At 49.2% G+C, this 11,665-nt stretch carries 11 protein-coding genes; 3 read left to right on the top strand and 8 right to left on the bottom strand.

The genetic code is table 11. The annotated features are described in order from the left end of the window. The first annotated feature begins 50 nt into the window (after positions 1 to 50). Together SD10_RS29015 and SD10_RS02575 are read left to right on the top strand one after the other, a co-directional pair. Positions 51 to 1,079, top strand: a complete 1,029-nt coding sequence (locus tag SD10_RS29015; RefSeq protein WP_082111495.1) for an AAA family ATPase — start codon at positions 51 to 53, stop codon at positions 1,077 to 1,079. Further along, on the top strand, positions 1,079 to 1,645 hold the full coding sequence (locus SD10_RS02575) for a hypothetical protein (protein ID WP_148562373.1): 567 nt from the start codon (positions 1,079 to 1,081) through the stop codon (positions 1,643 to 1,645). Before SD10_RS29015 ends, SD10_RS02575 begins: the two co-directional genes overlap by 1 nt. Positions 1,646 to 1,708: 63 nt before the next feature. Here SD10_RS02575 and SD10_RS02580 read toward each other — a convergent pair whose 3' ends face one another. Continuing rightward, positions 1,709 to 2,260, bottom strand: a complete 552-nt coding sequence (locus SD10_RS02580) for a fasciclin domain-containing protein (protein ID WP_046375550.1) — start codon at positions 2,258 to 2,260, stop codon at positions 1,709 to 1,711. A gap of 361 nt (positions 2,261 to 2,621) precedes the next feature. Further along, a complete protein-coding gene (locus SD10_RS02585; protein WP_046375551.1) occupies positions 2,622 to 4,106 on the bottom strand; it encodes a xylulokinase in 1,485 nt (494 codons plus the stop codon). A 103-nt stretch (positions 4,107 to 4,209) separates the two neighbouring features. Here SD10_RS02585 and SD10_RS02590 point away from each other — a divergent pair, with 103 nt between their 5' ends. Beyond that, positions 4,210 to 6,633, top strand: coding sequence for a family 78 glycoside hydrolase catalytic domain (locus tag SD10_RS02590; protein WP_046375552.1), 2,424 nt, complete (start codon positions 4,210 to 4,212; stop codon positions 6,631 to 6,633). Between the two features lie 267 nt (positions 6,634 to 6,900). On the opposite strand, the gene SD10_RS02595 is transcribed toward SD10_RS02590, so the two are convergent. From SD10_RS02595 to SD10_RS02620, 6 genes are all read right to left on the bottom strand, one after another. Then, positions 6,901 to 7,638 carry a DUF1223 domain-containing protein gene (locus SD10_RS02595; RefSeq protein WP_046375553.1) on the bottom strand — a complete coding sequence of 246 codons (738 nt, stop codon included), beginning with the start codon at positions 7,636 to 7,638 and terminating at the stop codon, positions 6,901 to 6,903. Positions 7,639 to 7,662: 24 nt separating this feature from the next. After that, a complete protein-coding gene (locus tag SD10_RS02600; RefSeq protein WP_046375554.1) occupies positions 7,663 to 8,481 on the bottom strand; it encodes a molybdopterin-dependent oxidoreductase in 819 nt (272 codons plus the stop codon). Continuing rightward, complete coding sequence (locus tag SD10_RS02605; protein WP_046375555.1) at positions 8,478 to 9,260, bottom strand: cytochrome b/b6 domain-containing protein; 783 nt, start codon at positions 9,258 to 9,260, stop codon at positions 8,478 to 8,480. Before SD10_RS02605 ends, SD10_RS02600 begins: the two co-directional genes overlap by 4 nt. A gap of 91 nt (positions 9,261 to 9,351) precedes the next feature. Further along, complete coding sequence (locus SD10_RS02610; protein ID WP_046375556.1) at positions 9,352 to 9,951, bottom strand: peroxiredoxin-like family protein; 600 nt, start codon at positions 9,949 to 9,951, stop codon at positions 9,352 to 9,354. 50 nt (positions 9,952 to 10,001) lie between these two features. Beyond that, positions 10,002 to 10,556: a carboxymuconolactone decarboxylase family protein gene (locus tag SD10_RS02615; protein WP_046375557.1), complete on the bottom strand. Its 555-nt coding sequence runs from the start codon at positions 10,554 to 10,556 to the stop codon at positions 10,002 to 10,004. 88 nt (positions 10,557 to 10,644) lie between these two features. Further along, complete coding sequence (locus tag SD10_RS02620; RefSeq protein ID WP_046375558.1) at positions 10,645 to 11,520, bottom strand: helix-turn-helix domain-containing protein; 876 nt, start codon at positions 11,518 to 11,520, stop codon at positions 10,645 to 10,647. Between the last annotated feature and the right edge of the window lie 145 nt (positions 11,521 to 11,665).

Genomic DNA, 11,665 nt, shown 5'->3' on the forward strand with positions numbered 1-11,665 from the left:
AGCGACCATCTTTTTTGTTATTAACTTTAGCGTGTAATCGTCAACTGCACATGGATCACTTTATTGACCATATCGAAATCCGTAATTTCAAGTCCATTCGGGAGCTAAACGTAAGTGGGTTCAAGCGCATCAATTTATTTATTGGTAGACCGAATGTTGGTAAGTCTAATATTCTGGAAGCGTTATCGCTGTTTAGTTTTTCTTGGAGCAAGTTGACTGACATAATTCGCGTTGAGAATCTACGCGAGCTTCACTACAACGGTGAGGTCAATGAAAAAGTAGTTGTAAGCATAAAAAGAGAGGTTAGTAAAGACTTTGTAGAGACTTGTGAATTAGTATTTCTAAGGTCGATGGGAATAACCACCGTTGGCTTATCAAGAAAGAGTACTTCTCAGCCAGATAACATTCACATCAATGATAAGTCGGCCTATCAAATCAACGATAAATTTGATGTGTTTAAGCCCAGTGGCTTTAATGCTATCTTTATTGACGAGATAAAGAAATACACGTTTAAGTCAGATGTTAAGCTTTTTGAGAAGCATGTGTCATTTCTATTACCACCCTTTGGAAATAATATCTTGTATGTGCTAGAGTTGATGCCTAAGTTACGAAAACAATTTGCCCAATGGTTCCGGCAATACGGTTTACGTTTAGTATTAGATACTGCAAGTCAATCTTTAAAAATACAAAAAGAGAAAGGGGATGATGAGGTTTTCCAGCTGCCCTACTCATCTGTAGCCGATACGTTACAACGGATCATTTTCTATAAAACGGCCGTTGCTTCCAATGAAAATTCAGTGTTGCTGTTTGAAGAACCAGAGGCTCATGCTTATCCTCCGTACATTGTTGAATTTACGCAGGAAGTTATTAAGTCAGAGACAAATCAATTCTTCATTGTTACCCATAGCCCATTGATAGTCAATGATTTCCTGGAGGGAGCTATCGATGATCTGGCTATTTTTATGGTGGATTTCAAAGATGGGCAAACGGTAGCAAAACCACTAACTAGGGATGAAATCCAAGACGTACATAAGTATGGCGTCGATTTGTTTTTCAATAATGAAGCCTATTTGAGCTAATGGACTTGCACGTTATTCCTGAGTGTTACATTGATACTAAACTCCTCAAAATAGCTGTTCCGCCGAAAGGGCGATACAACCACCAGAAAGGATGTCCAAATGTGGTGAAACTAATGCAGGAAAAACTGCATAATGATTTCGCTTTGGGTATTATTGATAAAGATAAGGTGATTTTGAAATATGTATCGGAGTTTGATCTTATTGTTGATGTACCTAATAATCTTCAGCTATTTAAACATCCAACGCGACACCATTATTTAATTTTTATCTGTCCCGCCCCTGAAAAGTGGATGATCGCTACGGCAGAAGAGGCAGGTTTATCCCTTACAGATTTTGGTCTTCCGCATGACTTCGAAAAACTTAGTAAAATTACGAAAACGTCGAAAAGTGAAAATGATGATCCATACTCACCAAATTTTCAGCAACTGTTCAAAGAAATAGGACGTAGAGAGCCTCGCAGTTGGCTGGTTCTCTCATTCTGGATTCGCCATTTAAAGTCAACCCCTTATTTGGTTGATTTAAAGTTTATTGGAGAAGAAACAAACCGATTATTAGATCAGGCCTAAACGTAAAAAAGCCCGACCGTCTGGTCGGGCTTTTTTGGCAGTTGGATAAAGAGTAATGTCTTATTAAGGCATTAATACCGTGTCGATAACGTGAATAACACCGTTAGACTGGTTCACATCGGCAATCGTAACCGTAGACGTGCCGCCTTTAGCGTCCATCAATTCGATTTTCTTACCTTTCATCATGGCGGTCAGTGTACCACCCGATGCTGTTTTCAGCATAGCTTTTCCACCGCCGTCGGTGATGGCTTTCATCAAGTCGGCTGCACTCATTTTACCCGGTACAACGTGGTAAGTAAGAATACCCGTCAGCGTTGATTTATTCTCTGGTTTCACTAGTGTTTCAACGGTGCCTTTAGGCAGTTTGTCGAACGCTTTATTGGTAGGAGCAAAGACCGTGAATGGACCTGGGCCAGACAACGTTTCAACCAGACCAGCCGCTTTAACAGCAGCCACCAGAGTAGTGTGGTCTTTCGAGTTTACAGCATTCTCAATAATATTTTTCGATGGGTACATGGGAGCACCACCAACCATTACTGTTTTTTCCTGTGCAAATGAAACTTGACTAATTGCCGACAAGGCGACTATAGAAAATAATAATTTAAGCGTCTTCATGTTGCTATTCTTTTTAAGAAGTTGAAATGTGTACTGAATGTTTTTACTCTGTTTGTCGACAACATGAAGACTTACGGCAGTACTATATCATTTGGATTTAATTTAATTGAAAATATTTTTAGTCTATTGATTATGAGTAGGTTGATCAGGGTTATTGTTGAGGGACGGAACTTAATGCATGCACGGTTCACTATAAATGATTAACGAAAATGTTCGTAGGAAGTAAGTATTTTTTACAGGATGCAGAGAGTTTATAAGACTCGCTTATTTTATTTATTGCGTTAAAAAAAGTGGGCTACAAACCGAAAGTTTTCAGTTTGTAGCCCACTTTTTTTAAGAATGCCGATGGCGTTTATTTACTTCAGTTTCTGGATTGTAACAGGTCTAGCCAACGCTCGTAGGCATTCCGGTAGCCTTCCTGAGCGCGCATGTCAGATTCGATTGTCCTGGTTACCTGAAGTCCGGCGAAGGCTTCCTGCGCATTTTTATAATGACCCAAGCCCAGTCCGGCACCCCGAGCTGCCCCCTGGGCACCGTCAGTATTATACAGTTCTATTGTAGCGCCGGTCAGGTTGGCCAGGGTGTCGCGGAAGAGTGGACTGAGAAACATGTTGGCCTCGCCAGCACGGATCGTTTGCAGACCTACCCCAACACTTTCCATGATCTGGATGCCGTAATACAAGGCAAAAACGATGCCTTCCTGAGCCGCCCGAATCATGTGTGGCAGGCCATGCCGTGTTAGATTCAATCCTTGAAAAGAGGCCCCCAGATCAGCGTTTTCGAGCATGCGTTCGGCACCGTTGCCAAACGGCAGACAAACCAGTCCATCGGCACCAACCGGGGCTTCGTGCGCCAGGGTGTTCATGTCGGGGTAGCTGATCGATCGTTGCAGCATCTGATTTCGCAGCCAGCTGTTCAAAATTCCGGTGCCATTTACGCATAGCAGAACGCCATAGCGCGGGGCTTCGACGGTATGGCTAACGTGCAGGAAAGTATTGACGCGCGATTTTGGGTCGTAGCTGGCCTGGTCACTAACGCCATAGACCACACCCGACGTACCAGCCGTGGCGGCAATCTGGCCGGGTTCCAGGACGTTGAGCGAAAGCGCGTTATTCGGCTGATCGCCTGCCCGGTACGTGACGGGCGTTCCGGCGGCAAGGCCCAGTTCGTTAGCCGCCGACTCCATCAATTCACCCTGGGGGGCAAACGTTGGTTTGATCGTTGGGATCAACGAGGCATCGAAGCCAAAATAATCAAGCAGGAACTGGGCAGGCTGGTTCGCTTGAAAATCCCAGAAAGCGCCTTCTGATAAACCCGATGCCGTAGTGACGATATCGCCCGTCATGCGGGCCGCCAGATAGTCGCCGGGAAGCATAAACTTATCCACCTGCGCGTATATAGTCGGCTCATTCGCTTTTACCCAAGCGAGTTTGGCGGCCGTGAAATTACCCGGTGAATTAAGCAGGTGATGCAGCGTACGGTCGTGGCCAAGCGCATCGAATGCCTGGTTGCCATAGGGAACCGCCCGGCTATCGCACCAGATGATCGAGGGCCGTAAGACGTTAAAGTCTTTATCGACAACGACCAGGCCGTGCATTTGGTAGGATATGCCAATCGCCTTTACATCAGCGGGTTGCACATTCGCTTTTTGCATAACGGCTTTGCTGGCCAGACAGGCATTCTTCCACCAGTTTTCCGGTTGTTGTTCGGCAAAACCGGCCTGGGGAGATTCAATAATCATTTCCGTTTCCGGAAAAAAGGCCGACGCAACAGCCTTGCCGCTATCGGCATCAACTAAACACGCTTTGACGGACGAACTGCCGAGGTCAAATCCAAGAAGATACATGTGGTTATCCGAGTTAGGAAATCTACCACGAAAGTACAACCAGAAGGCGATAATCAGTAAGTCAAGAAAAAATGTACCTTATCTTGCACATTATTCTGCTTCTATGAAACGGTTTCTGTTTACGGCCCTCTTTTTAGTAACGCTCTCGGCGAGCTATGCCCAATCAACTACCCCCGACTGGACAAATCAATACTGGACGGCCCGCTGGATACTTCACCCAACCGCACCGGCTCGTCAATATGGTATTTATCATTTCCGAAAAGCCATTGACCTGGTCCAAAAGCCCGGCCGCTTTGTGGTGCATGTCTCGGCCGATAACCGCTATCGGCTGTTCGTGAATGGCAAATCGGTGGCTATAGGACCCGCTCGCAGCGATACCCAAAACTGGAATTACGAAACGATCGATTTGGCGCCTTACCTGCAGGCGGGCCGCAATGTGCTGGCCGCTCAGGTGTGGTATATGGGGGAGGGGGCGCCTTTCGCGCAGATGAGCTACCAGCTTGGGTTTCTGGTACAGGGAAACAGTGAGGCCGAAAAACTCGTCAACACCGATGCCAGTTGGAAAATCTTCCATAACCCCGCCTATTCGCCCGTTAAGAATGATATTCCGAAACTGAAAACCTACATCGTTGCGGGGGATGGCGATCGGGTTGATGCGGCTCAATATCCGTGGGGCTGGGAGCAACCCAACTTTGATGATAAAGCCTGGGTAGCCGCCAAACCGCTGGGCTTCCCGACGAAACCCCGTGGTCTGGGAACTGATGGTAACTGGGGGCTCGTGCCGCGAGCTATTCCCATGATGGAAGAAAGTACCGTTCGGTTGGCGAGCGTTCGGCGCACTGAAAACGGGAAGATGGACGCTGCTTTTCTTCAGGGAAAATCGCCGGTTACGGTGCCGGCCAACACAAAGGCTGTGTTTCTGTTCGACCAGGGCCATCTGACCAATGCCTATCCCGAATTGACGGTGAGCCAGGGCAAAGGAGCTACCATAACGTTGGGCTATGCTGAGGCATTGGTGGATGCTAAGAACAAAAAAGGCAATCGGAACGACATAGAGGGACGAACATTGCTCGGGTTTGAGGATCAGTTCCTGCCCGACGGCAGCAGCAAACGAACGTTCCGGCCGCTCTGGTTTCGGACGTATCGTTATTTGCAGGTCACGGTCGAGACGAAGGGAGAACCGCTTGTTCTGGAGGATTTGGCTGGGCAGTTTACGGGCTATCCTTTCCAGCAAAAAGCACAGTTTGCTACCAGCACCTCCATGCTGGGCACCTCCATGCCGGGCACGTCCATGCCGGGCGACACAACGCTGAAAGCCATCTGGGAGGTGGGCTGGCGAACGGCCCGGCTGTGTGCGGGCGAAACCTATTACGACTGTCCGTACTACGAGCAACTGCAATACACCGGCGACACCCGGATTCAATCCCTGATTTCGCTGTATGTGACGGGCGATGACCGGCTGATGCGTAAGGCCATTCTCGATTATGACCATAGTCGATTCAACGACGGTCTGACGCAGAGTCGCTACCCATCGGCCGATTTTCAGGTGATCCCAACCTTTTCACTGTTCTGGGTTTGCATGGTTCATGATTACTGGATGCATCGGCAGGACGATGCCTTTGTGAAGTCGATGTTGCCGGGCATCCTGAGCGTACTGAACTGGCACGAGCAACGGATTGCCAAAACGGGGCTGAACGGCCCGCTCGAATGGTGGAATTTCGTAGATTGGTCAGCCTGGAAGAATGCGAAAGACGAAATTGCGGGTGGCGTTCCGGCGGGTGCACGCAAGGGCGGTTCGAGTATTTTGTCGTTGCAGCAGGCCTACACGTATTTCCGGGCGGGTGATTTACTGGCGCACTATGGCCAGAATCAGCTCGCCGAACACTACCGCGAGCTGGGCCGTCGGTTAAATAAAGCGGTTTTTGCGCAGTGTTGGGATGCCGGGCGTGGACTGTTCGCCGACACACCCGATAAAACGTCCTTCAGTCAGCATGCCAATATCCTGGCTGTTCTGACCGATGCTGTACCCGTTGCCCAGCAGGCTGGTTTGGTTCAGAAAACAATCGCGGATACGTCCCTGACCCAGGCTACCTTTTACTTCAAGTTCTATTTGTTCGAAGCCCTCAAAAAGACTGGACTCGGCGATCAGTTTATTGCCCAACTGAAGCCCTGGCGCGATATGCTGGCCATGGGGCTAACCACGTTTGCCGAAAACCCCGAGCCGACGCGCTCCGATTGCCACGCCTGGAGCGCATCTCCGCTCTATGAATTTATGTCGACTACTTGCGGCATTCGACCCGCTGAACCCGGATTCAAGTCGGTGCGGATTGAGCCATTTATGGCTGATTTGACAACGGTCGATGGGAAAATGCCGCATCCGTTAGGCGAGATAGCCGTTCAGTTTCAGAAGACACCAACGGGCGGCCTAACCGGCACGGTTACCCTGCCCAATAACCTGACGGGGACGTTGCGCTGGAAAGGAAAATCGTTGCCGCTTAAATCGGGAAAACAGCCGGTAAGCTTGTAAGGACGCTGGTTGTAACTGAAATTCAGTTTGCCAGAAAGGCTAAAATGGCCTTCCGAGCGTGGAGCACATCCCGCGACTGCACAGGCGGGATGTGCTCCACGCTCGGAAGCTCCACCAAATGGCTTTCGCGAATTTGTTGTGTATCGAATTCGATGATAGAGCGATGTTATGTGCTATAACTATGTATTCAATAGTGTTGAGCGACTTCGTTATATAGGTTTAGGTAACAGATTTCGAGCCATTGAACCTATAATGATAGCCTGCCTGCTATAACTGTTTGGCACCCACGACTTGCCCATTGTCCGTTCGCTGGACATACACAAGCACGGCTGTCTGATCGGCCGAAAGACCCGTAGGTAGAGGAAGGGATAAACGGCCCGATGTACTCGCTTGGTCAATGGTTTTAAATTGCCGGACAACGTTCGTATTAGTCAGAGTACGGCCGCCATTCTCCCCGTTTTTTACCGCCGTATGGGCTTCCTTCTGGACCAGCGCCACATTGACCCGGTAAGGCCCTGCAGCCGAAAGCTCGTATTTTATGGTCACCTGTCCGGCCTCGCGGGCTACGCTTCCCTCCACACCAATAAACTCCGAAGCAGGCTGTTTTTGAATGCTCTGAATCGCTTGCTCAATTTTCGCTTTTTGCCCACCAATCACATCCTGTTTCCCATTGATAACCAGTTGGGGCGTATAGGTTTGACTGTTCAAAGCGCGGTCGTACTGGCGCTGGCGGTCGGTGAAGAGCTTATTGCTGAAAGGGTCCTGCCAGCCCAGGCGATTCCAGTAGTCGACATGGAACGATAGGCTATAAACCATCTGCCCGGTACTGGCGGCCTGCCGGGTTATTTCCTGCAAGGCTCTGTCGGCAGGCGGGCAACTGGAACAGCCCTGCGAGGTGAATAATTCCAGCACAACAACCGGCTGAGGGGCGGGTTTTATCGGGCTTTTGTCGGGTGCCCAAAAGGCCATCCCACAAGCGGTCAGGAGCAAAAGGAGGTAATTCATAAGAAAATGAAGAGGGTTGTTTACCTAAAGTCCTACGTAGTAATCATAGCCTCGTTCGGCCCAGAAGTCGCGGGGACGCTCATCCGAAAAGAAGATCCGGCCAATGCGCTTGAGGTTTTTAACACCATACTTCACCGGAATAATCAGCCGGAGCGGGGCACCATGCGGTGCGGTAATCGGTTCGCCGTTCAGTTCATAAGCCAGCAACGTCTGCGGGTGCATAGCGCTCTCCATATCAATGCCGACGTAATACCCTTTATCGGGCGTTTCCATGCCGATGTACTTGAACAGGTCATCGGTGTTATCCGGATTGGGCGCATTGCCGCTTTTGGTGCCGAGTTTGTGAGCCACCAGAAAATCAGATAGCCGTGCTCCGCCCCAATGCTGAATCTGGCTCCAGCCTTCAATGCACTTGAATTCGTAGGCCATTTCATGCTTTGGCAGCGCCTTGATGTCATCGATGGTCAGCAGGAGCGGCTGACTTGGCTCGGCCGGAGCGCCCGCTTTTCGGTCGATCTGTAATTTCCAGTCTTCGGCAACGGGCGTTTTTATACCATCATAGCCATTGACCCTGGCTTTCTTGGCTGCCTGATTTACAGGATATGTACGGACTAAGTGCGTATTGCTGAAATACGTTCGGGCCACCTGTTCATTGGCGTCCAGTACCCGCCGAAACGGCTTCTTAACGCCTAGCAATTTAGGGCTATTCGTAATCCATTCGTAGATACCGACGGGCACGGCAGCGGCCAGCGCAAACCAGCCAAATGATTTCAGCATGCGCCGACGAACGGCTGATTCAGGCACGTCGCTTTCGGGTAATTTAGGTTCGTTTGACTGGCTCACGACAGAGAGGGTTTAGGCGTTAACAAGGGTTCCGATGGTCCGACGGGTTGTGTCCCATTCGGTTGGGGCGTGGGTAGGACGGGTGTTATGGGTGGTTCGGGCATTGCCTGTTTTTTGGCCGGAGCAACGGTTTCAACGACCTCAAAACCCGTTACCATGGACTGGAAATTGCGCCAGCCTGCCCGGATTACCTGACCGATATGAACAAAGAAAAACAACACATAGCCAACGGTAAGCACGAAGTGTTCCAGCCGGGCGGCTTCATATCCGCCCAACAAACGGGTCAGCCACGAAAACTGGGTGGGTTTGTAAATGGCAAAGCCGGTCAGTACCGACCCCACGCCCATGAGCATGATGGCAAAGTAGGCTATTTTCTGCGCGCCGTTGTATTTGATAAAAGGCGGTTGCGTTTTGCGAAGCCCCAAATCATACAAGGTCACCTGAATGGCTTCCCGAAAGGAGCGACGGTCGGGCACCAGGTGCCGCCATTCACCCGAGGCAAAGGTGTAGATGACGTAGGCCAGCCCGTTCAGCATAAACACCCACATGAATACCCAATGCCAGGCCATGCCCTCGGCCAGCCGGCGCGGAACGTTCAGGAATTTGTAAAAGCCATCCGGGAAAAAGGAAAGAAGCGTATAGCCACCGATCGTAATTTTATACGGATCATACGCCCAGTAAATCAGCAGACCGCTCCAGATCATGACGAACAGAACCGGGAAGTTGATCCAGTGAAACCACCGGATAGCCAGCGGGTGTTTGTGAACGATGCGTTTCATATAGTTAGGTGAGTGAAGGAATGAGTCGAGTATACAAAATAAAGTTGATCGATGATCAACTTTATAACAAAGTTCATGCGCAAAAGGTCAGCTAGCTAACCGATTCAATCGCGGCTTTCAGCAAGTTGCCCGGCATCCGCTCCTTAAAGTTGGGGTTAATGTATTCAAATTTTATAACTCCCTGTCGATTAAGCAAAAAAACGGCGGGTACTGGTAATAACTTCTCGACATTTTTTCCGCCACTCCCTTTTTCCAGTGTCGAGCCATAGGCAGCTGGTGCCTTGAAAGCCAGTCCGAATGCTTTGGCTGCGGTTACGTCGGAGTCGGAAAGAAGCGTGTACGGAAGTTGATTTTTGTCGAGGGTGCTCCTTAAATTTTCGGGACTATCCGTACTGACAGCAATAAGCTGATACCCTTTTTTGTTCAGATCCGGTTCCAGCGTGCGCAGTTCCGCTAACTGTCGGCTGCAATAAGGGCACCAGCCGCCCCGGTAAAAGACCAAAACCGTCGGCTTTTTAGCGACCTCCGATAGTAGAGAAACGGCTTGATTGTCAACGGATTGAAGGCGAACGTCGGGGATTGTCTCGCCAATCAACAGCGGGCTGATGTCTTCTGGCCTTTGGGGAATGGAATCTCCTGTTGTAAAGGCAAGTAAAAGGATAAATAAGCCAATAAAAAGACTGTTTTTCATGATTCCTGAGAATGAATAGAATAGGCTGATAGTAAGGACTTTGGTTGAAATCAGGCCTCAATGCTTTCGAGAGCGGGGGCCGCAGGGAAGTCGACAGGAATGTTAGTCATACTGTGCAGATAATTTGACATGATCTTATCGCCAACCATCAGAATCAGATCAATGACGCTGCTCTGTGCATAGCCAGCCGCTATATAGGCATCAACCAGTTCAGTGGCCGGATGGCCTTTGGTTTCGGTAATGGCTTGCGCTAGTTTAACCAGAGCATCGAGTTTCGGGTCAAAGTCAGCATACCCAGCGCGGAGTTGCAGCATTTGCTGGTCTGAAAAACCGTTCATTTTGCCTAGAGCTGTGTGGGCCGCCAAACAATAGACACACTTGTTGACCTGCGAAACGACCAAATTGATCGCTTCGCGTTCTTTCGCTCTGAACGCCCCTTTTGTCTGACTCTGCTGAAAAGCTAAATATGCGCCCAGGCCATTGTCAGACAAGCCGAAGGTAGCATAGAGATTCGGAACGAAACCGAGCCCTTTTTGTAACGTATCGAATAGTTGTTGATTTTGTGCTGAAACCTGATCTCGTGTTGGTACTGTGAAACTTGCCATTTTCGTGTTGGTTTACGTTGTCGTTTTGACAATGCAAAGGTGCAGCGCCTAAACGCAGTCGAAAATGACCGTACTGCCCGACCTATTATCAATTCTTCCCGAGAGGTAACGGTATTGACAGGTTACTTTTTATGTGTTCCTTAAATTCGGATGGGGGCAGGTTGACCTGCTTCTTGAAAAAACGACTAAAATGGGGGACTTCTTCAAAGCCTAGCTCATAGGCAATTTCTTTCGTCGATTTGTCGGTATAGAGTAGTAACCGCTTGGCTTCCAGTACGATTCGTTCGTGAATAAGTTGCAGCGGACTTTTCTGATTATAGATCGCAAACAGATTAGACAACGTTTTGGGCGATTTATTAAGCAGCTCCGCGTAGTCACTAACGGCGTGAAGCTTCCGGTAATGAATTTCGACCAGCAGATTGAATCGCCGAACCAGGTCGAGGTCTTTCTCACTGAGGGTTGGATCAAGGTATTGCTCTTTTGCCAACCGGGTAAGTTTGATGATCAGCCGCTTCAGCAGCATGCGGAGCATTTCGCCCTGTATGGCATCATGGGTCGAAAATTCATCGTGGAATACCGTCAGCAAGGCATCGAACTTCGTTTGCTCGCTGGAGCTAAGCGCCAGGAAAAGGGGGTCTTTAGCGCCGTAAAACAGAAAACCAACACAGGATACTTCCTTATCATGATCCACAATGCAATAAAAGGCCCGATCAAACTGCCAGGCAACAATGGTGTCGGGGTGTTCAAAACTGACCGATTGGCTGACCATCAGGGGCAGCATAGTCTGCCGGGGAAACAGATAGTTGATGCCATCGATCAGGACGGCCTGGTCGTCGCCAACGTTCCAGGCAATGGTCAGTAGACGGCTTTGTGGTTCCCGGAAGAAGTAACGTTCGAAGCCAGGCTCCTGACAAATCAGGTTCAGTATGCCCGCCGTTTTTGGGTCCTGATACGTATGTAGCATACAAACGATAAGTAATTTCGGTCTGAACCTATATCCAGTTCCAAAAGTAACATGAATTAGGGCATAAGCCTACAGTCCCTGATTCGCCCGCCGTTCCGGGTTGTCAGGGAATGCATTTATATTTGTCCGGTAACTTTATCCTGTC

The sequence above is a fragment of the Spirosoma radiotolerans genome, assembly GCF_000974425.1.
Taxonomy (GTDB): domain Bacteria; phylum Bacteroidota; class Bacteroidia; order Cytophagales; family Spirosomataceae; genus Spirosoma; species Spirosoma radiotolerans.